At 71.2% G+C, this 19,707-nt stretch carries 18 protein-coding genes; 8 read left to right on the top strand and 10 right to left on the bottom strand.

Going from position 1 to position 19,707, the window contains the following annotated elements; all coding sequences use genetic code 11:
- Positions 1 to 616: 616 nt before the first annotated feature.
- Together D7Y21_RS00965 and D7Y21_RS00960 are read left to right on the top strand one after the other, a co-directional pair.
- Complete coding sequence (locus tag D7Y21_RS00965) at positions 617 to 2,344, top strand: serine/threonine-protein kinase (protein WP_121710646.1); 1,728 nt, start codon at positions 617 to 619, stop codon at positions 2,342 to 2,344.
- 10 nt (positions 2,345 to 2,354) lie between these two features.
- Positions 2,355 to 2,837 (top strand): hypothetical protein, encoded by a 483-nt coding sequence (locus D7Y21_RS00960; protein ID WP_120562365.1) that lies wholly within the window; start codon positions 2,355 to 2,357, stop codon positions 2,835 to 2,837.
- A gap of 7 nt (positions 2,838 to 2,844) precedes the next feature.
- Here D7Y21_RS00960 and D7Y21_RS00955 read toward each other — a convergent pair whose 3' ends face one another.
- Positions 2,845 to 3,630 (bottom strand): transglycosylase domain-containing protein, encoded by a 786-nt coding sequence (locus D7Y21_RS00955; protein WP_120562366.1) that lies wholly within the window; start codon positions 3,628 to 3,630, stop codon positions 2,845 to 2,847.
- A 55-nt stretch (positions 3,631 to 3,685) separates the two neighbouring features.
- On the opposite strand from D7Y21_RS00955, the gene D7Y21_RS00950 reads away from it, so the two are divergent.
- The gene (locus D7Y21_RS00950; RefSeq protein ID WP_121710637.1) at positions 3,686 to 4,378 is read left to right on the top strand and encodes an NAD-binding oxidoreductase; all 693 of its coding nucleotides are present in this window, start codon (positions 3,686 to 3,688) and stop codon (positions 4,376 to 4,378) included.
- On the opposite strand, the gene D7Y21_RS00945 is transcribed toward D7Y21_RS00950, so the two are convergent.
- The 4 genes from D7Y21_RS00945 to D7Y21_RS00930 all read right to left on the bottom strand — a co-directional run bounded on the left by D7Y21_RS00945 (position 4,372) and on the right by D7Y21_RS00930 (position 10,019).
- Positions 4,372 to 6,000 carry a WD40 repeat domain-containing protein gene (locus tag D7Y21_RS00945; RefSeq protein ID WP_121710635.1) on the bottom strand — a complete coding sequence of 543 codons (1,629 nt, stop codon included), beginning with the start codon at positions 5,998 to 6,000 and terminating at the stop codon, positions 4,372 to 4,374. The genes D7Y21_RS00950 and D7Y21_RS00945 overlap by 7 nt on opposite strands.
- Positions 5,997 to 8,141: an ABC transporter substrate-binding protein gene (locus D7Y21_RS00940; protein WP_233611892.1), complete on the bottom strand. Its 2,145-nt coding sequence runs from the start codon at positions 8,139 to 8,141 to the stop codon at positions 5,997 to 5,999. The genes D7Y21_RS00945 and D7Y21_RS00940 overlap by 4 nt, the downstream gene beginning before the upstream one ends.
- A 189-nt stretch (positions 8,142 to 8,330) precedes the next feature.
- Positions 8,331 to 9,452: a molecular chaperone DnaJ gene (dnaJ, locus tag D7Y21_RS00935; RefSeq protein WP_120562370.1), complete on the bottom strand. Its 1,122-nt coding sequence runs from the start codon at positions 9,450 to 9,452 to the stop codon at positions 8,331 to 8,333.
- 126 nt (positions 9,453 to 9,578) lie between these two features.
- Complete coding sequence (locus D7Y21_RS00930) at positions 9,579 to 10,019, bottom strand: hypothetical protein (RefSeq protein WP_014393482.1); 441 nt, start codon at positions 10,017 to 10,019, stop codon at positions 9,579 to 9,581.
- A gap of 159 nt (positions 10,020 to 10,178) precedes the next feature.
- On the opposite strand from D7Y21_RS00930, the gene D7Y21_RS00925 reads away from it, so the two are divergent.
- The 3 genes from D7Y21_RS00925 (at position 10,179) to D7Y21_RS00915 (ending at position 13,476) form a co-directional block, all read left to right on the top strand.
- Positions 10,179 to 11,942, top strand: a complete 1,764-nt coding sequence (locus D7Y21_RS00925) for an ABC transporter ATP-binding protein (protein ID WP_121710631.1) — start codon at positions 10,179 to 10,181, stop codon at positions 11,940 to 11,942.
- Between the two features lie 126 nt (positions 11,943 to 12,068).
- The gene (locus tag D7Y21_RS00920; protein ID WP_121710629.1) at positions 12,069 to 12,461 is read left to right on the top strand and encodes a hypothetical protein; all 393 of its coding nucleotides are present in this window, start codon (positions 12,069 to 12,071) and stop codon (positions 12,459 to 12,461) included.
- Between the two features lie 82 nt (positions 12,462 to 12,543).
- Positions 12,544 to 13,476 (top strand): hypothetical protein, encoded by a 933-nt coding sequence (locus tag D7Y21_RS00915; RefSeq protein ID WP_147443143.1) that lies wholly within the window; start codon positions 12,544 to 12,546, stop codon positions 13,474 to 13,476.
- Here D7Y21_RS00915 and D7Y21_RS00910 read toward each other — a convergent pair.
- Positions 13,445 to 14,137 carry a hypothetical protein gene (locus D7Y21_RS00910; RefSeq protein ID WP_233611891.1) on the bottom strand — a complete coding sequence of 231 codons (693 nt, stop codon included), beginning with the start codon at positions 14,135 to 14,137 and terminating at the stop codon, positions 13,445 to 13,447. The genes D7Y21_RS00915 and D7Y21_RS00910 overlap by 32 nt on opposite strands.
- Before the next feature lie 145 nt (positions 14,138 to 14,282).
- Here D7Y21_RS00910 and D7Y21_RS00905 point away from each other — a divergent pair, with 145 nt between their 5' ends.
- Together D7Y21_RS00905 and D7Y21_RS00900 are read left to right on the top strand one after the other, a co-directional pair.
- On the top strand, positions 14,283 to 15,044 hold the full coding sequence (locus D7Y21_RS00905; protein ID WP_120562375.1) for a hypothetical protein: 762 nt from the start codon (positions 14,283 to 14,285) through the stop codon (positions 15,042 to 15,044).
- 2 nt (positions 15,045 to 15,046) lie between these two features.
- Positions 15,047 to 15,601: a hypothetical protein gene (locus tag D7Y21_RS00900; RefSeq protein ID WP_199724210.1), complete on the top strand. Its 555-nt coding sequence runs from the start codon at positions 15,047 to 15,049 to the stop codon at positions 15,599 to 15,601.
- Positions 15,602 to 15,637: 36 nt separating this feature from the next.
- On the opposite strand, the gene D7Y21_RS00895 is transcribed toward D7Y21_RS00900, so the two are convergent.
- Genes D7Y21_RS00895 through D7Y21_RS00880 form a run of 4 tightly spaced genes read right to left on the bottom strand, consistent with a single transcriptional unit; the run spans position 15,638 to position 19,639 of the window.
- Positions 15,638 to 16,351: a hypothetical protein gene (locus D7Y21_RS00895; RefSeq protein ID WP_120562376.1), complete on the bottom strand. Its 714-nt coding sequence runs from the start codon at positions 16,349 to 16,351 to the stop codon at positions 15,638 to 15,640.
- Positions 16,348 to 17,328 (bottom strand): TadE/TadG family type IV pilus assembly protein, encoded by a 981-nt coding sequence (locus D7Y21_RS00890; RefSeq protein ID WP_121710625.1) that lies wholly within the window; start codon positions 17,326 to 17,328, stop codon positions 16,348 to 16,350. Before D7Y21_RS00890 ends, D7Y21_RS00895 begins: the two co-directional genes overlap by 4 nt.
- Positions 17,328 to 18,866 (bottom strand): pilus assembly protein, encoded by a 1,539-nt coding sequence (locus D7Y21_RS00885; RefSeq protein ID WP_120562378.1) that lies wholly within the window; start codon positions 18,864 to 18,866, stop codon positions 17,328 to 17,330. The genes D7Y21_RS00890 and D7Y21_RS00885 overlap by 1 nt, the downstream gene beginning before the upstream one ends.
- Complete coding sequence (locus D7Y21_RS00880) at positions 18,845 to 19,639, bottom strand: TadE/TadG family type IV pilus assembly protein (protein WP_121710623.1); 795 nt, start codon at positions 19,637 to 19,639, stop codon at positions 18,845 to 18,847. Before D7Y21_RS00880 ends, D7Y21_RS00885 begins: the two co-directional genes overlap by 22 nt.
- Positions 19,640 to 19,707: the final 68 nt, after the last annotated feature.

Here is a 19,707-nt window from a genome sequence, read left to right as displayed (position 1 = left end):
GCGGAGGTCAGGGCGGGCAGGGCGGCGGAGGCGGTGGCGCGTCCATCGCGGTTATCGCTGTCAATTCGCAGGTCATCCTTGAGCCCACCTCGCAGGCACGCACACTGGGAGGGGGCAACGGTGGTGCCGGCGGGACAGGTGGTCCGGGAGGCACAGGAGGCCCTGGCGGAAGCGGCGGTGAAGGCAAGACGGGCTCAGCCGTGGACAATAAAATCGTATACCTCCTTGTCAGCGGCGCAGGCGGCACAGGCGGAGTAGGGGGTGAGGGCGGTCCTGGCGGTGCGGGTGGTGGCGGCGCGGGCGGCCCCTCAGTCATCTTCTGGTGTCTGGACGCAGGCGTTGGCCTTCCCCCGAGTGTGCTTCCCGAACTGGGAGGTGGCGGCTCAGGCGGCACCAGTCCGAATGGAAAGCAGGGCACGGAGGGCACGTCGCAGCTGGACATCGGCTGCACCTTCGTGGACGCCGGAACGCCCTGACTCACTGCATCGCCCGCTGGGTGACACCAGCGGGTGAGAAAACGCGACCCGGGGGCAGGTGCCTGTTTGCTTGCCTGGCGTGCCCCGGGCCGTGACTTCGCTTCCCGGGATTTCACCTGTTACGCTCCCCCGTGGTGGAGATGTCTTCTGAGCTGATCTGCGAAACCTGCGGCCTCACCGTTCCGTCCGAGACGGCGGTGTGCCCTCGCGATGGCACCGTCGTGCTGTCGTCGTTCCAGCCGACTCCACCGGAACCGAAGGTCATCGTGGAGCACCCCGGTACCGAAGCGACCGCCATCACCGACCCCCTCATCGGCCTGAAGCTGGGCGAGTACGAGCTGCGCGCACGCATCGGCGTGGGCGGCATGGGGCTCGTCTACGAGGGCATCCAGCCCCTCATCGGCAAGCGCGTCGCCGTGAAGGTGCTGCGCCCCGAACTGGCGCACTCGTCCGAACAGGTGGCCCGACTCCTCGCGGAGGCCCGCGCCGTCAACGCCATCCGCCACCGCGGCATCATCGACATCTTCGGCTTCGGCCAGCTCCCGGACGGTCGCCAGTACATCGTCATGGAGTACCTGGATGGCCAGCCGCTGGACGCCATCCTCGCGGAGAAGGGCCGCCTCCCCGTCCCGGAGGCCCTGTCCCTCCTGGATGAAGTGCTCGCTGCCCTGGGCGCCGCGCACGGCGCGGGCGTGGTGCACCGCGACCTCAAGCCCAGCAACATCTTCCTCGTGCGCCAGCCGGACGGCTCGCGCTACGTGAAGCTGCTGGACTTCGGGCTCGCCAAGCGCGGCGAAGGCCCCACCGGCCGCACCGCGCAGACGCGCACCGACATGGTCGTCGGCACTCCGGAGTACATGGCGCCCGAGCAGGCCCGCGGCCAGTCCGTGGGGCCCATGACGGACCTGTACGCCATGGGCGTCGTCACCTTCGAGATCATCACCGGCCGGCTGCCCTTCATCGGCAGCTCCCCGGTGGACCTGCTCATGAAGCACGTGGAGGCACGCCCTCCCCGGCCGTCGGAGTTCGTCCCCGACCTGCCGCCCGCCGTGGACGCCTTCATCCTGCAGATGCTCACCAAGGACCCGGAGACGCGCCCCAACTCCGCGGATGCCCTGCGTCAGCACCTCTCCAAGCTGCGCCGCACCCTGCGGGCCACGCGCACCAACCCCACCGCGCCCGCTCCCGTCGAACCCGCGCCGCCCAAGCCCGCCGCTTCCCCTGCCGCGGTCGTCGTCAGCGACGCGGACGCGCGCCGCCCCACCACCCAGGTGCCGCCGCCGGTCCCGCCGGACGACCTGATGGTGCCGCAGGAAGAGACGTCATCCCTGCGCCGCTTCGCGCCCATCGCCGTGGGCGCGGCCGTGCTGCTCGCCGCCGTGGGCGTGGTCATCGCCACGCGCGGGGGTGGTGAAACGCCTCCGCCGGTCGTCGCCGTCGCCACTCCGCCGCCGCCCACCCCGAAGGTGGAACCCACGCCGCCGCCGCCCGCGCCCGAGGTCGTCGCCGCGCCCGAGCCAGAGCCCCCTCCCGCGCCTGTCGTCGAGGAGCCCCCTGCCGCGAAACCGGAGCCGACCACCGTCAAGGCCGTGGCCGTGAAGACCGTCCGCGACGTCCCGGCGCCCGCGCCCAAGCGCACGGAGTCCGCGAGCGAGTCCGCCGTGCGGGATCAAATCATGGCCGCCGTGAGTCAGGTGGAGAGCAGCCCCTTGTACGCCGACAACAAGGTCCACAAGGGGCTCACCCGGCAGGCCGCGCGCAACTACCTGGACCGGCAACTGAAGCGGCTGGAGAACGCGGACGACGCGGCGGGCCGCGCGGACATCCTCAGCGAGCTCCGCGGCTGGAAGCAGCAGTACCTCAAGTAAGCTCCACGCCATGACCGCGCCCCCAGGTCCTGCGCTGCTCGCGGTGGACCTGGGCCTGCGCTGCGGGCTCGCGCGCTTTGGCGCGGACGGGCGGCTTCAGGGGTACCGCTCCCAGAACTTCGGTACGCACGCGCGGCTCAAGCGCGCGGTGCCCGCAGTGCTTCAGGATGCGTCCCCGCTCGCGTGGCTCGTGCTGGAGGGCGGTGGCCCCATCGCGGACGTCTGGGAGCGCGAGGCCCTGCGCCGCGCCCTGCCCGTGCTTCGCGTGGCCGCGGAGGACTGGCGCCACCGGCTGCTCTACGCGCGGGAGCAGCGCAGCGGCTCGCTGGCCAAGGACGCCGCGGACACGCTCGCGCGGCGGGTCATCGACTGGTCCCACGCGCCCCGCCCCACCTCGCTGCGCCACGACGCCGCGGAGGCCATCCTGCTGGGCCTGTGGGGCGCGCTGGAGGTGGGCTGGCTTCCGCAGGTGCCCGCGGAAGTGCGGCGCTGACCGCCCGCTACTTCACCGACGAGCACGCCACCGGCTGCGCGATGGCGTTGCGCGCGCGCTCCTCGCTCACCAGCGCGTAGCCCGCCAGGTCCTGCAGCAGCATGTCGCGGTTCTGCCGGATGAGGCTCGCGTTCTTGCACGCCTTGATGTCGCCGTAATAGCCGTACGGCGGCAGCGCGAGTTGCAGCTCCGCCAGCTCCGACAACTGGAGCTCTCCCAGCTCACGGTGGAAGAGCTTGCGGGACGCGTCCTCCACGCCGACGACGCCGCGCTCGAAGCGGATGATGGACAGGTCGTACGCGACGAGCTGGTCCTTCTGGAAGAACGCGTGCAGCCGGTGCGCGGCCACGGACAGCTGCAGGTCCCCCTCGATGCCCATCTCCCGCGCGATGCGCATGGCCAGCCGCCGCTCGCAGGACCCATCCCCCGGGGGCGCCGTGCCCAACGTCACGCCGGCGAACAGGCGCCACGCCCACGCACGCCCGTCCTCGCGCGGCGTCTGGAAGTAGGTGGGGCAGTTCATCTGGCGGATGTAGAGCGCCACCAGGTCCTTGGGCATCCGCGAGAAGTCCGGCCGCGTGAACGTCACCGCCGAGCGATCCCGGATGCCCTGGTCCATCCGGCCGGCCAGGATGCTCATCCGGTCGCCTTCGATGCGATGGCGCAGCTGGCTCTCGACGTCGAACTCGCTCTCCAGCCGCGGCAGCTTGCTGGCCGTGTAGAGGTACGTGATCGGAATCACCACGCCGGCCAGACCGACGAGGAACATGAACAGCCAGAACACGGTCTTCACGGGCACGACTCTAGCAGGGCAGGCACGCGCCAGGAGGACGGGTTAGAAAGTCCCCATGAGCGACTGGCACACCGCCACCGTCACCGCCCGCACCCCCGCGGCGGATGGCCTCACCGATTGGGTGCTCGACATCGGCGGGACACCGCTCGTGGGCTCGCACGCCCACCCGGGACAGTACGTCCAGCTGCGGCTTCCCGGTGGGCAGCCAGGCATGTTCGCCATCGCCTCGCCGCCCGTCCCCAATGGCACGCGGTGGGAGTTCCTCCTCAAGGACGAAGGCCCACTGCCGTCCGCGCTCCTGCACCTGCCCCTGGGCGCGCGCGTGGAGGTGACGCGGCCGGCGGGCCCCGGCTTCCCCATGGAGAAGGCGCGCGGCCGCAACCTGCTGCTGTTCGCCAGCGGCTCCGGCATCTCCGCCATCCGCCCCGTCATCGCCGCCGTGCGCCAGGAGCGCGGCGCGTTTGGCCAGGTGACGCTGTACTTCGGCGCGCGCACGGCGAGCGGCTTCGCGTACCAGCACGAATTGCAGCAGTGGATGGCGGACGGAGTGCGCGTGCTGTGCACCGTGAGCCGCCCCGGCGCCAGCGGCTGGCAGGGCCTCACCGGCTACGTGCAGGCCCACCTGGGCGAGGAGCGGCTGGAGCACGCCATCGCGTTCGTGTGCGGTCCCTCGGACATGGTGCAGGACGTGATGGCCCAGCTGGCCCAGCGCGGCGTGCCGCGCAGCGCCGTGTTCCTCAACTACTGAGCCGCTCGCGTCTCGACGGCGGGGGACGTGTAGCGCACGCCCACCACCACCGCCGAAGGGTCGCTCTCCTGGCTGCCGGTGGCCTTCTGCGGCGTCCACGCGCCCACGCCCACCTGATGTCCCTCCGGCGAGAAGCGCACGCGCCGCACGGACCAGCCGAACTCCAGCTCGCCCTTCGCCTCCGGCGCGCCCTCGGCGAAGAGATACACGCGCCGGTCCCATCCGCCCGACACCAGCGAACGCCCATCCGGCGCGATGGCCGCGGTGGACACCACGCCGTGGTGCAGCTCCCACTTGTGCAGCACCTGCCCGGAGGCCGCGTCCACCAGCGCGCCCGCGTTCCACGGGCCCCGGGGCTCCTGGATGCCCTTGCGCTCGCGCTCGTACACCGTGCGGTTGCGCTCCGCCTTCTCCTGGCTGAAGGCCACGCCCAGCCGCTTTCCGCGCGCGTCCACGGTGACGTCGTTGACGTGCGCCGGGAAGGTGAAGTCCAGCCGCGGCGTGAGCGCTCGCGCCGTCGTCGCGGTCGCCCCTTCCGGAATGCCGCCCTTGAGCGTGAGCACCGCCTCCGCCGTCGTCTCGTCGAAGACCGTGTCCACGCGCTCGGCGAAGGGCGCGCCCAGCACGCCCTGGCTGCCCTGCGGCACGCACGCGTCGCACACCGCCACGTCCACGCCCGGCAGCGTCATCTGCTTGAAGCGCAGCGTGCGTCCGCGCGACAGCCGCGCCACGGTGTTGCCCAGCGCGCCCGGCACGGTGACGGTGTCCTTCAGGAACGCCACGTCGATGCCGGCCGCCGTGGCCGCCGCCGTGGTGAGCACCACCACCGGAGTGCGCGAGTCCAGCGCCAGCACCACCGGCGGCCCGCTGTCCACGCGGCCCTGCACCGCCGCGAACCCGCCGCGCCGCTCGAAGTGCGTGCGCGCCACGTCCGGCTTCAGCGTCTGCTCCGGCGTGTCCGACGCACGCACGTGCTTGTCCCAGCCGCCCGAGTACAGCGTCCCGTCCGCCGCGAACGCCAGCGCGCTCACCGGCCCCACGTGCAGCCGCGCCTCCGCGCCGAACGAAAGCTCCGGCACGGACAGCAGGGACACCAGCCCCTGCGCGCTGCCCACCGCCAGCCATTTGCCATCCGGATGGAAGGCCACCGACACCAGCGGCTCCTCCGTGGCGAGCGCCCCCACCTGCGAGCCCGTCGCCGCGTCGAAGAGCTGCACCGCGCCGCTGCGGCTCACCGTGGCCACGCGCGCGCCGTCCGGAGAGAAGGCCACGCCCTCCAGGTCGTACTGCTGGATGTTGACCGAAGGATCCGCGCGCATCATCGGCGCACCGGAGCCCCCGGACTTCGCCAGGTCCCAGACGGAGACGTGGTACGCCTTGTCCCCCAGGCGCGTGTAGGCCACGCGCTGGCCGCGAGGCGCGAAGTCCAGCGCCCAGATGAAGTCCTTGCGGTTGAGGACGGTGGGCTCCCCGTCGAAGCCCTCCACCGCGCCGGAGAGGAAGCCTCCGGGCGCGGACTCCAGCCGGCCCAGCGTGTCCGGCGTCAGGCCCACGGCCGTGTGCGCGCAGCCCGTGAGCGTCAGCACGCCCGCGAGCACCAAGCCCCCGGTGCGCGGGCTCATGAACCCGACCCGCGGACGGCGGCCTTCTCCTTGTCGACGTTGATCTCGTTCACGCCCTTGTTGTCCACGGACAGCAGGAACAGCTGCTTGTCCGCTTCACGCTTGTCGTTGAACGAGGTGCGGCCGGTGGCGCCGTCGAAGTCCTTCAGCCCCGCCAGGGCTTCACGCATCGCCGCGCGCGTGTTGGGCCGCTGCTTGTCAATCACCTGCCGCACCATGCGCGCCGAGTCGTAGCCGATGGCCTCCAGCAGGCCCGGGTCGCGGCCCGTCTCGCGGTACGCGTCGCGGTAGCTCTTCACGAACTTCTGCGTCGCCGGCCGCTGCGAGTCCACGAAGAAGCCGTCCACGTACACCGAGCAGGTGACGAACTTGCCGCCGCGCTCCAAGAGCTCCGGCAGGCCCGAGCGGCCCTTGGGGCTGGACCACTGGTTGGTGCCGAAGAGCGTGACGGTCTTCAGGTCCTTCTTGCCCGTCGTCTTGCGGATGCGCTCCAGGTCGCGCGGGTCGCACGCGTTGGTGACGATGTCCTCCACCGCGAGCGCGGGCGTCACCAGGCTCACCCGGCGCCAGTCGTCCGGGATGAAGAGGCCCTCGAAGTCGATGATGGGCTCCACGCCGCTGCGCGCCTTCTCCATCGCCTTGCGGCGGCGGTACGCGTCCGTGATGTTCTCGCCCTGCACGTCGCGCACGGCCTCCGCGTAGTCGCCGCGGTCCTCCAGGTAGTAGCGGCCCACCAGGCGCTTGGCCTCGCTGGTGAACGTGGTCTGGTCGTAGGAGTACGACTCCGCGCCGCGCACCGCGCCGCCGCGCGACACGACGTCGTCCCAGAACTCGTTCGCCAGCTCAACACCGTAGGGGATGTTCGGGTAGAGCACCGCGAAGCGCTTGTAGCCCTTCACGTTCATCGCGTAGTCCGCGATGGCGCGCGCCTGCGCGGAGTTCGTCAGCATGTTGCGGAAGACGTACGGGCCAATGTCCGTGATGCCCTCCTGACGGCTCAGCGTCAGCAGCGGCACCTGGAGCTCCTCCGCCAAGAGCGCCGCGCGCTTGGTGTCGTCCACCAGCAGCGGGCCCAGGGCCGCGATGGCGCCGTCGTCGAACGCGAGCTGCTCCATCGCCGTGCCCGTCTTGTTGACGTCGCCCTGCGTGTCCTTCACCACCAGCTCGATGTCGCTGCCCTGCAGGCCCAGCTTCACGCCGCGCAGCACCGCCTCGCCGATGGGCTGGTAGCGGCCCGACATGGGCAGCAGCACCGCCACGGTGCGCGGACGCACCTCCACGCGGCGGGTGGCACGCGCGAGCAGCTCCTTGGCCTGCGGCGCGAAGGCGCTGTTGGGCGCTTCGCGCAGGAACGTCTGGAGCGTCTCCTCCAGGCGGGTCCAGTCACGCAGGTGGTAGTAGATGCGCGCCAGCTTGAACTGGAGCACCGGCCACGCGGGGTTGGACGGGGACAGCCCCTCCTGCACGCGGGCGATGTCGAGGAAGCTGGCGCGGCCCTCCACCAGCTGCTCCACCTTCTTCACCGCGGCGGCCTTCTCCTCCGCCGTCCGAGCGTCGCCCGCCTCTTTGACAGCGGAGGACAGCGCCTGCGTGTACAGGCCCGCGCCCTCCGCCGCGCGCGCGGCCTCCCTCAGCAGCTGCTCCTTCTCCGCGCCCTCCGCGCGCTCCGCCAGGCTGGTGAGCGTCTGGTACGCGTCGCGGTAGGCGCCCACCTCCATGGCGGAGATGGCCAGCTTGTGCTTGGCGTCCTCGGCCTGGGCGTGGAGGGGGTTCTCGAAGAGCAGCTCGTTGAAGGTCTTGCGCGCGTTCGCGTAGTCCTTCGCCTCGAAGTAGAGGACGCCCGCGTTGTAGAGCGCGTCCTGGCCGGCGGTGGTGGCGGGGTACGCCTTGCGCACGGACAAGTAGGCCTCCGCGGCCTGCTTCTTGTCCGGGTTCGCCTGCGCCTGGGTGCGGGCCTGCGCGAGCGCGGCGTTCGCGGTGGCGTCCTGCTTCACCTCCACGCGCGGGCGATTGGGCTGGGTGGAGTCGCCCCCGGAGGTGTCGTCCCGGTTGTCGGTGCGGGAAGGCGTCTTGGGGCAGGCGGTCAACGTCAGGGCCAGCGCGGCGACGAGCGCGCGGCGCGATGCGGAGAGGACTTCCATGGCGAAGTGCATAGCAGCGCGGGTGAGGCTCCGTCGACACTTGAGCGGAGGGATGATTCCCCTGGAACGTCCGCTTCAATGCACCACGCATGCCCGCGTGCGTCACCGAGGGGGAGCCCCATCCCCTCCCCCTCTTCGTGCGGCCCCTGAGCCACGCCTTCGCGCGGCCCCGGACGCACGCCCGGCCACCTAGCCGAAGAGTTCCTTCACCTTGTCGAAGAAGGACTTCGACTGGGGATGGGTCTCCTCGCCGGACACCTCCGCGAAGCGCTCCAGCAGCTCGCGCTGCTTGGAGGACAGCTCCGTGGGCGTTTCGATGATGACGCGCACGTGCTGATCCCCGCGCTGCTGGCTGTGCAGGTGCGGGATGCCCTTGCCGCGCAGGCGGAACACCTTGCCGGACTGGGTCCCCGCCGGGATGGTCATCTTCACCTTGCCGTCCAACGTGGGCACGTCGATCTTCGCGCCCAGCGCCGCCTGCGTGAAGGACACCGGCACCTCGCAGAAGACCTCGTACTCCTCGCGCTGGAACAGCGGGTGCTCCCGCACGATGACCGTCACGTACAGGTCGCCCGCGGGCGCGCCCCGGTCTCCCGGCTCACCCATGCCCGCCAGCCGCACGCGCGTGCCGTTGTCCACGCCGCCCGGGATGGCGACCTCGATGACCTCTTCCGACGGCGTCTTCCCGGAGCCCCGGCACTTCGCGCACGGATCCGGAATGGTGGCGCCCGAACCGCCGCAGTCACCGCACGGACGGGACACCGCGAAGAAGCCCTGCGAGTAGCGCAATTCCCCGCTGCCACCGCACGCCGCGCACTGCCGGGGCGCCGCGCCGCTCTTGCTGCCGGAGCCGGAGCAGGTCTCGCACTTCTTCGGACGAGGGATGGTCACCTTCGGGCGGCAGCCGAACGCCGCCTCCTCGAAGCTGATCTCCAGGTTGTAGCGCAGGTCCGCGCCCCGGCTCTGGCGCTGCCGGCCACGCCCGCCGCCACCCCCGAAGATGTCGCCGAAAATCTCTCCGAAGATGTCGTTGATGTTGACGCCCTGGAAGCCGCCGCCCGCGTCCCCGAAGGGGTTGCCCGAATGTCCGAAGCGGTCGTACTTCGTGCGCCGGTCCGGATCGCTCAGGACCTCATAAGCCTCCGAGGCTTCCTTGAACTTCTCCTCGGCCTCGTGGTTCCCGGGGTTGCGGTCCGGGTGGTACTGCAACGCGACCTTCCGGAACGCGCTCTTCAGGTCCTGCGCCGTAACGTTCTTCTGGACGCCCAGGACCTCGTAGTAGTCGCGCTTCTGCCCTGCGGCCCCTGCCATTGAATCGAACCCCTGGAAATTACTGGCGTTTTCAAGCTGCGTAGAGAATCGGAGTCACTATAACGCAGCGAAACACGCCAGCAATCCAGGCCGGGGTCCAACCCTGTGGGAAGCCGGGCCTTGGCGCTACACGGTCCAGACGCGGTTGACCGTCAGCTCCATGCGAGCGAGCCGGCGCTTGAGGGCCGGGTCCACGGGGCCGTTCATGGACCACTTGGGGACCACGAAGTGCAGCTCCGCGTTGTAGAGCTTCGCGGCGCTCGCCAGGAGGCTCCAGCGGTTCTCCGCGGTGGGATCATCCACCATGCCCGGGGTGACGATCTCCAGGATGATGGGCGTGCGGGCGGAGTCGGACTGGCGACAGGTGAAGTCCGGCCGGTGGTCCTCGATGGTGCCGGAGAGCACGGGCGGCGGCATGAAGCCAGGGAGCCGGGCCTTGATGTCCGAGTAACCGATGGTGCGGAAGTACTCGGCCATCAGCCAGAGCAGACGGCGGCGCTCTTCGTCATCTACGACCGACTCGCAGCCGGGATTGAACAGGACTTCTTTCTCGGAGTTGGTTTCCATGGCGCATCTCAAGCTGTCCGCGTGTGTGGGATGCGGCAACGCAGGCGGGCGCGAGCGCTCCCTGACCGGCCGTGGGGCGGGCGGCCATGCACGCGCGCTTCCCACTTCCCTTTGGCTTGGACGGCACCGTCGCCTCGGTGACAGAGTGCGCCCCCTCCCGTGGCCCCCCGTCCCTCCGCGCACGTCTATCGCCGGCTCCTGGGCTACCTGAGCCCGTATCGCCGGTTGCTTCTCACGGGCACGCTGGCCTCGCTCACCGCCGCGGCCGCCACCGCCGCGTACGCCTGGATCGTCGGGCCCCTGCTGCGCGCCGTCCTCACCGGCGCCCCCGTCACCGTCGCGGGGATGACCCTGGCGCCGGAGGCCCTGCTGTCCCGGCTGCCCCTGCTGGTCGTCGCGGTCGCGCTGGTGAAGGCCACTGCCCAGTTCCTCCAGGGCGGCCTGATGCAGCGCCTGGGCCAGCGGGTGATGGCCGACCTGAGGGGCTTCCTCTACGGCCGGCTGCTCGCCCAGCCGCCGGCGTTCTTCGAGCAGCGCCACTCGGGAGAACTTGTCTCCCGGTTCACCTCGGACGTACCCCTGGTGGAGTTCTCCGTCACCCAGGCGTTGTCATCGTACGTAAGGGATGGGCTCCAGATTTGCGCACTGCTGGCGACCTGCTTCCTCATCGACGCGAAACTCTTCCTCTTCACGTTCGTCGTCGTGCCCGTGACGGTGGTGCCGGTGAGCCGCTTCGCGCGGTCGCTCAAGAAGGTGGCCACCCGCTCGCAGGCAAACCTGGGCGCGCTCAGCGCCATCACCGCCGAGCAGCTGCAGAACCTCCCCGTGGTGCAGGCCTACGGCACGGTGCCCCGCGCGCTGGAGTCCTTCGACGCGGAGGCCGAGGCGTACCTGGCGGAGATGCGCCGCTCGCTCTTCATCCGCGGCGCCTTCAGCCCCACGGTGGAACTTCTGGGCATCGTCGGCGTGGCGGTGGCGGTGGCGTGGGGCGCCCGCGCGGTGTCCATGGATCCGACGCTGGCCGGGCGGCTCTTGTCCTTCATGGCGGCGGCGCTGCTGCTCTACCAACCGGTGAAGTCACTGAGCGGCACGCTGTCCCAGGTGCTCACGGGGCTGGCGGCGGCGGAGCGCCTGTTCGAGCTCGCGGACTCGCCGGTGCCGCCGGACGTGGGCGCGGAGGCCCCTCCCCTGTCGCGCGCCCTGGAGCTGTCGGGCGTGCGCGCCACGTACTCGGACGGGCGCGAGGCCCTGAAGGGCGTGGACCTGACGATTCCCGCGGGCGCGCGCGTGGCGCTGGTGGGCCCGTCCGGCGCGGGCAAGACGACGCTGTTCTCCGTGCTGCTGGGCTTCCTGCCGCCGAGCGGCGGTGAAGTGAAGTGGGACGGTGTGCCGCTGTCCTCGCTCAAGGCGTCCAGCGTGCGCGCGCAGCTGGCGTGGGTGCCGCAGGAGCCGGTGCTCTTCTCCGGCACCGTGCGCCACAACCTGCGCCTGGGCCAGCCGGACGCGCCGGACGACGCGCTGTGGGAAGCGCTGCGGCTGGCGCACGCGGAGGACTTCGTGCGGGCGCTGCCCGGCGGCCTGGATGAGCCCGTGGGAGAGCGGGGCAGCCGGCTGTCCGGCGGACAACGGCAGCGCCTGGCCCTGGCGCGCGCCTTCCTGCGCCGCCCGTCACTGCTGCTGCTGGATGAGCCCACGAGCGCCCTGGACGCCACCAGCGAGGCAGCGGTCGGCGCGGGGCTCCAGGCGCTGATGAAGGGCCGCACGGTGCTGGTCATCGCGCACCGGCTCAGCACCGTGCGCGACGCGGACCTCATCGCCGTGGTGGAGGGCGGACAGGTGGTGGAGGCCGGCACGCATGAGCAGTTGCTCGCGCTGCGGGGCCGCTACGCGCGCCTGTTGGGCGAAGGCGCCGTCGCCGCCTGAACGCCGCCCCGCGGGGCCATGGCCTTCGCTTGCGAAGGGGTGTTCATGGGCCCCGTGCCCATCCGCTCCACGCCATTGTCGGCCTTGCGCGACCGGGGACGCCCTGCGAGCCTTCCGCTCAGGCCCATGCCTCAGACGCCGCCCCGCGAACGAGAGCCGCTGTCGCTCAACGCGCTCCTGCTGGTGCCCGCCCTGCTGCTGGCCGCGGGCGCGTGCGTCGCGGTGGCCGCCCGGCACTTCGCGCTGGCCGCCGCGTTCACCGGCACCCTGGTGCTCGTCCCGCTCGTCTTCCGGCTGTGGACGCGGCCCTGGTACCGGGGGCTCGTGCTGCGCGGCCTGGGCCTGTTCATCGCGGGCATGCACCTGCCCATGCTCGCGGGCGGCGTGCTCGCCTACGGGCGCATCGGCTGCGAGGGCGCGGACTGCGGCCAGACGCTGCTCTGGAGCATCGTGCTGGCTCCCGTGGCCGGCGCCGTCTGCTCTGTCGTGTACTGGCTCGTGGGCCGTCCCCCCGTCTGAATTACAAGGAATCACAGGCCCCCTATTCTCACTGGAAATGCTTGTTCCAGTCAGACCTCAAGTCGCGCCCGGGCCGTTCGTCGTGGCGTTGGCCGTCCCCACCATGGTGTGCGTGCTGGGGGGCACGCTGCCGGTGCTCCTGGGCAGTCCCGCCGGCCTGGTGAGCGTGGTGACCTCCGCGGGGCCCTTCGCGGCGTTGCTGGTGCTGGCGCTGGTGGTGGAGGTGCCCCTGCTCATGCTGGCGACGGGCTCCACGCTGCTGGGCCGCACGGTGCCGCTGGCGGTGATGGTGGGCATGGCGACGGTGCCGTGGACGCTGGGCCTGCTGGGCACGGAGGTGGCGCTGGAGCGGATGCAGGCGGCGCTGCCGATGGTGTCCGCCACGGACGCGGGCATCGCGTTGACGGCGGGGCTGGGCAAGGCGATGGCCCCCCGACTGCTGGGCGCCTGGACGAGCGCGGTGCTGCTGGGCGCGCTGTCGGTGGCGCTGGGCATGGCGCGCTACAACACGGCGCGCGCGGTCCACGACAACACGCGCCGCAGCCTGCTGCTAGGCAGCCTGGTGTCCGCCGCGCTGGCGGGCATGGCGGTGGTGGGCACGCTGGAGGCGCACCATCTCTTCACGCTGCTGTCCCGGCTGTCGCGGGCCCCCGGCGCGCTCCGCCCGGACCTGATGGCGGAGGGCATGGCGCAGGCGGCGCGGCTGCGCACGGTGCGCTGGAGCTGCTTCTCCTGCCTGCTGGTGCTGGGCTTCGCCTGGCTGATGACGTACCGCGCGGCGGAGGCCCGGCGGACCCGCGCGCTGGAGTGGGTGGGCGGCCTGGTGCTCACCGCCGCGGTGGCCGTCCTGCTGGTGCTGGACGCGCACCCGCTGCACACCACGCTGGGCCCAGAGCGCGTCACCACCGGCCGCAGGACGTCCGGCCCCGTTCCCACCGACGCGGACGTGACACACCTGATGGGCGAGCGCTCGCCCGTGCGGCTCAGCTTCCCCGCGTCAGCACGTACAGCATGATGAGCCCCACCACGACGGCGAAGCCGAAGACGGCCACCATCACCAGCCCCTCCGACTTGCGCACCACCGGGGGCAGGACTTCGTTGGGCAGCGGCTGACCGTGCCGCAGCAGCACGGGCTCCGGCTCCGGGGCCACCCGCGGCGCGGGCGCTGAAGCAGCGGCGGCGGGAACGGCCTCGCGCGGAGGCGGCGCCACCGGCGTGAAGGTCACGGCCCGGGTGGCGACGGTGTCCCGCGTGCCGGGGGTGCGGCCCAGCTGCTCCGCCAGGTGCTCTGGCGGCGTGACGCTGGACATCTCCAGCCCCTCGCGCGCCAGCGCCAGCACGCGCTGCATGTGCAGGATGTAACGGTCCTGGCCTTCGTAGGTGGCGAGCGCCTGCGCGGCGCGCACCAGCCGCTGCGGCACCAGCTCCGGGTCCGCGCGCACCTCCGTGGACACGGGCCGCGCCTCGCCGGCTTCCACCCTGCCGGTGCGCACGCCCTGGCCGCTGGCCCAGATGCAGTGTTCATCCAGGAGCGTGAGTTCCTGGCGGCGCACCCGGCCGTCCTCGTCCACCAGCGACATCAGCTCCGCGCCCTGGGGAGACAGGTGCCAGACGGTGCGCAGGCCGTTCTCCCCCAGCGGGCCTTCCACCGCGCGTGCGCGGTAGAGTTCCTGCATCGCGGACTTCAAGGGGTCGGACGAAGTTTCCACGGCCATGACTGCCGCACAGTAGGGGCGCCGCGCCCGAAACGGAAGCGACGGCCGCTCCCGCGTGATTGCCCCGTGCGCGGATGCCCGCCTTGTGCCTACCGTCCATTCCACGATGAGCCGCTCCAAGAACCGAGCCCCCGACTTCGTCCGCCAGTTCGAGGGTGCACAGACGCTCGACGGACTGCTGGAGCTGTCTGGCAGTCCCTGCGACACCGCCGACGTGCTCGAGCGCATGCACGAGGCGCGCGCGGAAGGCGCCGATGCCAGCCAGGTGATTCCCACCCTCTTCGACGGGGAGCCCCGCTTCCAGGACCCGGAGCTGGCGCGCCGCCTGTACCAGAACCTGCTGGGCCTCTGGGACCTGGTGCTGGAGGGGAAGGCGGTGCGACTGGAAGACGGCCCCCGCCCACCGCGTCCGAAGAAGGAGCGGCTGCAGCCGCCCGCGCCCTTCCATCCGGACGAGCCCACCGGCGAATTCGTGGAGGCCGCCTGGCGTTATTTGGAAGACGACGACAAGGCGCGCACGCGGCTGATGCATGCCTTCGAGAACCGGCAGGACGGCTTGCTGGGTGCGCTTGACGCCGCTGGCCTCACGGACGAAGGTTATGGGGTCGCCCGCCACCTGCTCTTCGAGCTGCACGCCATGCTGGAGCTGGGCTGGCCGTCGGGGCTCTTGGCCGCGGATGCCAGGGCCCTGGACAGGGAACCGGATGCGCCGCCCGCGCCGGATGCCCTCCAGGAATACGTGACGGAAGCGCTGTTCGAGGCGGAGCAGGACGAGGAGCACCCCCTCGCCCCCGAGGAGCTGGCGCAGGTGCGCACCCTCGTCCGGCGGGGACTGGCGGCGCTGTGGCGCGCCCGCAAGGGGAGATGAAGATGGCCCGAGACGACAACGACGGTGGTGGCTTCACCGGCAAGCGCAACAAGTCCTACCGCGAGCTGGACGCGCAGCGCGGCAAGAGCAAGTACCACTCGCGCCAGGACGACCCGGCGCAGCAGAAGCTGGAGCGCAGCGCCAGCTACCAGAAATACAAGACGGCCGCGGACGCCCTCTTCACCGGCGGCGAGCTGCCGGAGGGGCTCGCGAAGACGTTCGACCCTGAAGGCAAGCGCAAGGCCCAGAAGGACGCCCTGCGCAAGGTGCAGGAGTCGGAGACGCGCGCGGACTGGGTGAAGGGCGTGGTGGACTACCTGGAGAAGTATCCGGACCTGCCCGAGGACGCGTACTTCCTCGACAGCCTCCTGGACCACCCGCGCGAGCGCATCGTGGACAAGGCGCTGGCGAAGCTGGAGGCGCTGCAGGAGGCGGGCACGCTCCAGAAGAAGCTGCCCAAGAGCCTGGACCAGCGGCTGAAGTCCATTGAGCTCACCGGCCTGGACCCCGACATGCAGGGCCGCGCCAAGGCGCTGCGCGAGAAGCTGCGCGCCTGATCAGCGCGCACGCTGCTGCCAGCGCGTCTGATGCAGTCAGCGCGCGCGCTGCTGATAGATGAGCACCACGCCGCGCTGGCCGTCCTTCGCGGGCTGGTGCGTGAGCCGCAGCTCCGCGCCGGGCCGCGAGTACAGGCCGGCCTCGTCGCCGCGCTTCCACCCGGCCTTCGCCAGGGCGTCGCCGTAGAAGGCCTCCACCTGCGGCCCCGTGAGCGGCACCTGGAAGGTGAGCGTGCGCGAGCCCTCCGCGTTGACGCGCAGCACGCCATTCGCTTGCGGCGGCAGCGGCGCGAAGTCCCCGGGCGCTTCCTGCGGACGAGCCAGCGCGTGGTTGGCTTCCCCCAGGTACAGCGTGGTGGTGCCATCCGGCTGCGGCATCATCACCACGGTGTAGGTGATGCGCCGCTTCGGATCCAACGCGGTGAGCATGGCCGCGTTGTTGGCGTACTGCGCCTGCTCCTTGCCGGGCGGCACGTAGAGCCCGCCGTCGCGGAACGCGTCCGCGAAGCGCTGCACCAGGTCCCGGATGTTCTCCTTCACGTGCACCGCGCGCAGCGCCACCGGGATGCCACCCGCCTCCACGATGTCGCTGGACTCCACGTGCGCGATGACCTGGAGCCGGGGCCACGCGAAGCGCGGCGCGTCCGGCACGCCCGAGTCCGGCACGCCCGCGTCGGGGGCCCGGGCCCGGGCGGACAGCCCCAGCAGCAGCGAGAGCAGCGCCCCCGCCACGCGCCCGCCCCGGCTCAATGCGGCACGCCTCCCAGCCACTTGTTCTCGCGCTGGACGTCGTACTTGGGATTGATGTTGCTGGCCTTGAAGGGCGTCGTCTCCCAGACGGTCTGGTTGCCCGCGTGCGAGCCGCCGATGCTCTGCTCGTAGTTGCTCTCCTGGCCGCGGAAGCTCATGAAGAACTGGTCTTCGTTCACGCCCCCCGCCGCGCCCACGCCGGCCATCAGCGCGCTGCCCGCGCTCCCGCCACCACCGTTGTTGCGGTACACGCTCTGGGCCCACTCGTAGTAGTCCACGTTCCCGCAGGCGCCCCCGGTGTTGGTGCTGAGGGGGCACTCGCGGCCCTCGGCCACGGTGGACAGGCCCCAGTCGTCCAGCAGCATGAAGAAGCGCCGGGTGCAGCGCCCGTTGGACGCGCGCCCCGCCGCGCACACCACGAACTGGTCGGTGGCGCGCCGGTGAGACACCTTGAAGAACTCCGGCTCCATGAACGTGCCCAGGCGCTCCGCGCGCATCCGGGTGGAGGCGGTGCACGAGATGCCGTCGGACTGCGTGTCCATGGACTGACTCAGCGCCGTCGAGACCGGGTCCGCGTCCTGCGGGCGGGTGCCCAGGATTTCGATGTCGCTGCCCGCGGGCCGCGTCGGCTCGCAGTCCACCTGGATTCGCGTGGCGCGCGCCAGGGCCAGCTGGAACGTCATGGCGCCGCTGGTGCGGCCCGCGCGTCCGTCGAAGTCCTGGTAGCGCCCGGCGGCCTCCGCGGAGGCCAGCGCTTCTGCGTTGGAGCGCTGGAAGACGCCGTTCTGCGGGTTGTGCATCACGTGCCCGGTGGCCTCCCACAGCGCGAAGTTGGCGGCCTCCTGCACCTTGAGGGTCAGCGCGCTCACCTCCGCGAAGTAGATGCCGAACATCAGCACGGTGACGAACACCAGCGCCCCCAGCGCCGTCTCGACGAGCGCCTGTCCACGGCGCGACCTGGAAGCGCGCGTGTCCATCAGTACCTCCCGCCCGTCTTGCTGCCACCCCGGTAGCCCGCGTTGTCCAGCCGGCGCAGCGCGTCCGCGTGCTCGGTGAAGCCCGCCTCGGACAGGCTGCGCGCGGGCTTGTCGTCACGCGCGCCCTCGGTGCTCACCAGCGTGGCGCGCCAGAAGGGGTTGAGGAAGTTGGGCGGCTCCGCCCAGCCACCGCCCGCCGCCGCCGCCCGGGGCCGGTGGTAGTAGGCGAGCCCCGCGGACAGGGCCACCTGGTTGCGCTGCACGTCCTCCATGCCGGTGGGCTGGATGCGCCCCAGCGGCGCGGCGTTGTCGAACTCCGTCTCCTGGTTCGCGAACTTGAAGGTGAACAGCAGGTTCCACGGGTCCGGCTTCGCCCGGCGCGACGCGCTGGCGTAGTCGCGGTGGAGCATGGCGTACAGCTTGGGCTGGCCGAAGTCGTTCTCGTCCGGGCGGGGGCCGTTCAAGAGCCCCGCGTTGAAGCCCACCGCGTACGGCCAGATGCCGGGGCACACGTTGCAGGCGCCCAGCGTGTGGCGCTCGTCCACGGTGGTGTTGTTCTCCGAGCCCTGCCCCGGGGGCGGCTTGCCCGCGCCGTAGACGTGCTGGTCCTGCTTGGACTGGAGTTCGTCGGACATCACCCACGCGTCCGTCGCGGCGCCGGGGACCACGGTGCCGTCCGGGCAGGTGATCACCACCGCGCGCCCGTGGTCGTGCGCCCACGAGTTGCGGCCGGAGATGGTCTCGTACGTGGAGGAGTCCATCGAGGAGGCGCTGCCGTAGCGCTTGAAGCCGGGGTTGTGCGCCGCGGCGCCCGAGCCGAAGCCCGCGCTGCCGGACGCCCGGTTGTGCACCCACGTCCAGCCCAGGCTGCCCATGGTGGCGTTCAGGTTGGCGGTGCTCTGCCCGCCGGCGAGCGCCACCGCGCCGGAGCTGTCCGGCACGCCGCCGGTGCGCATCTGCTCCTCGAACTGACTGTAGGAGGTACCGGAGGACGCGCCGCCCGACACCTCCGACAGCGACTTGTTGGCGCCCGCGGGCGGGGCATCCAGCTCGCTGTTGATCTCCCGGGCGATGCGCTTCGAGAGCTCCTGCCGCGCCAGGTGCGTGCCCACCAGCGTGTTGTACATGGCCAGCTCCGAGCGGAACATGTCGCCCGCACGCCCCTGCAACTGCGCCACCTGCGTGGCCGCCGCCTGGTCCAGGCCGGAAAAGACGGTGTCCGGCATGGCACACGGGGACGCCTGCCGCGCGGCGTAATGCTGGCTGCCGTAGCTGATCATCGACTGCGTGCCCGCCATGGCCACCATGTGGGCAATCTGGGCGCGGTTCATCACCGCGATGGCGTTGAACGTGCGCGCCGTGGACACCGCCTGGCTGTAGGCCGCCGCGTCCGCCGCCATCTGGATTTCGACGCGCTCCTTGGCGCGCATGCCGAAGCCCAGCGTGCCCAGCACCATCAACGTCAGGAGCAGCAGCGTCAGCGAGAACAGCACCAGCGCCTGGCCGCGTCCGTGCCTCAGAAGCCGTGCAGGCTGCATCCGGCACCTCCCTGGAAGTTCGCCGCCTTCACTGGCGTCATCATCCGCATGGCCGCGTGCACCTGGATGGGGAACAGGTAGTGCCCCTGCGCGTTCCAGCGCACCATCCGGTCCCCCAGGTCCCCGCCGGGCCAGTCATCCGGCCCCAGCTCCACGTCCGTGTCCGCCCACCAGTCGGACTTCTTCTGCGCCGGGTTGAGCGGGTTCGCGTCCGTGTAGTTCTTGAGGTGGAACTGGGCCAGGAACATGCGGCTCATCACCCAGTCCGCGAACGGGATGCGCATGTAGTACCAGGCCACCATGCGGATCTCGAGCGTGCGCTGGCGCATCAGCGCCGCGTCGTCCGTGGGCACGTCGAACAGCAGGTCCTCGTCCCCCAGGCCGCGCACCCAACCGACGTTCGGGGACTCGCGGACGATTTCGACCATGGGCCCCTCGGTGAAGAGCGTCCCCTTCGAGCCGCGCACGCGCAGGTAGTTGCGCTTGCGCTCGTCAAAGGCGTTGGCCAGCTGCGCGGGCGTGCGCGTGTGCTCCACCGTGGGCAGCATCGTCACCAGCGCCGCGTGTGTCATCGCCTCGCAGCTGGCGTGGTTGAGGCTGCCCGCGCGCACCGCGCGGTACACCGCCACCTGCGCCAGGATGCGGCCCTGCAGCAGCATGAAGAGCTGCAGCGTGCCCAGCACCATGAACACCACCAGCGGCATGCACAGCGCCGCTTCAACCGCGGCCTGACCGGATTCGCGCTGCCGACGTGGGGGGTGGGGAAGGGCCATGGGGGGAGGCTGCCTTCCTCCTAGATTCTCGATGATTGGGGAATCGGTCAAATGGCCGGAACACCATT

The sequence above is a fragment of the Corallococcus sp. AB045 genome (assembly GCF_003668895.1).
GTDB lineage: Bacteria > Myxococcota > Myxococcia > Myxococcales > Myxococcaceae > Corallococcus > Corallococcus coralloides.
This window is presented reverse-complemented; position numbering and strand designations above follow the sequence as displayed.

Bases quoted from the DNA above. Each gene is read 5' to 3' on its own strand.
- D7Y21_RS00900 (WP_199724210.1), top strand. From the start codon at position 15,047: ATGGCCCGAGACGACAACGACGGTGGTGGCTTCACCGGCAAGCGCAAC.
- D7Y21_RS00890 (WP_121710625.1), bottom strand. From the start codon at position 17,328: ATGGACACGCGCGCTTCCAGGTCGCGCCGTGGACAGGCGCTCGTCGAG.
- D7Y21_RS00910 (WP_233611891.1), bottom strand. From the start codon at position 14,137: ATGCAGGAACTCTACCGCGCACGCGCGGTGGAAGGCCCGCTGGGGGAG.
- D7Y21_RS00930 (WP_014393482.1), bottom strand. From the start codon at position 10,019: ATGGAAACCAACTCCGAGAAAGAAGTCCTGTTCAATCCCGGCTGCGAG.
- D7Y21_RS00965 (WP_121710646.1), top strand. From the start codon at position 617: ATGTCTTCTGAGCTGATCTGCGAAACCTGCGGCCTCACCGTTCCGTCC.
- D7Y21_RS00880 (WP_121710623.1), bottom strand. From the start codon at position 19,639: ATGGCCCTTCCCCACCCCCCACGTCGGCAGCGCGAATCCGGTCAGGCC.
- D7Y21_RS00905 (WP_120562375.1), top strand. From the start codon at position 14,283: ATGAGCCGCTCCAAGAACCGAGCCCCCGACTTCGTCCGCCAGTTCGAG.
- dnaJ (WP_120562370.1), bottom strand. From the start codon at position 9,452: ATGGCAGGGGCCGCAGGGCAGAAGCGCGACTACTACGAGGTCCTGGGC.
- D7Y21_RS00960 (WP_120562365.1), top strand. From the start codon at position 2,355: ATGACCGCGCCCCCAGGTCCTGCGCTGCTCGCGGTGGACCTGGGCCTG.
- D7Y21_RS00940 (WP_233611892.1), bottom strand. From the start codon at position 8,141: ATGGAAGTCCTCTCCGCATCGCGCCGCGCGCTCGTCGCCGCGCTGGCC.
- D7Y21_RS00945 (WP_121710635.1), bottom strand. From the start codon at position 6,000: ATGAGCCCGCGCACCGGGGGCTTGGTGCTCGCGGGCGTGCTGACGCTC.
- D7Y21_RS00920 (WP_121710629.1), top strand. From the start codon at position 12,069: ATGCCTCAGACGCCGCCCCGCGAACGAGAGCCGCTGTCGCTCAACGCG.
- D7Y21_RS00950 (WP_121710637.1), top strand. From the start codon at position 3,686: ATGAGCGACTGGCACACCGCCACCGTCACCGCCCGCACCCCCGCGGCG.
- D7Y21_RS00885 (WP_120562378.1), bottom strand. From the start codon at position 18,866: ATGCAGCCTGCACGGCTTCTGAGGCACGGACGCGGCCAGGCGCTGGTG.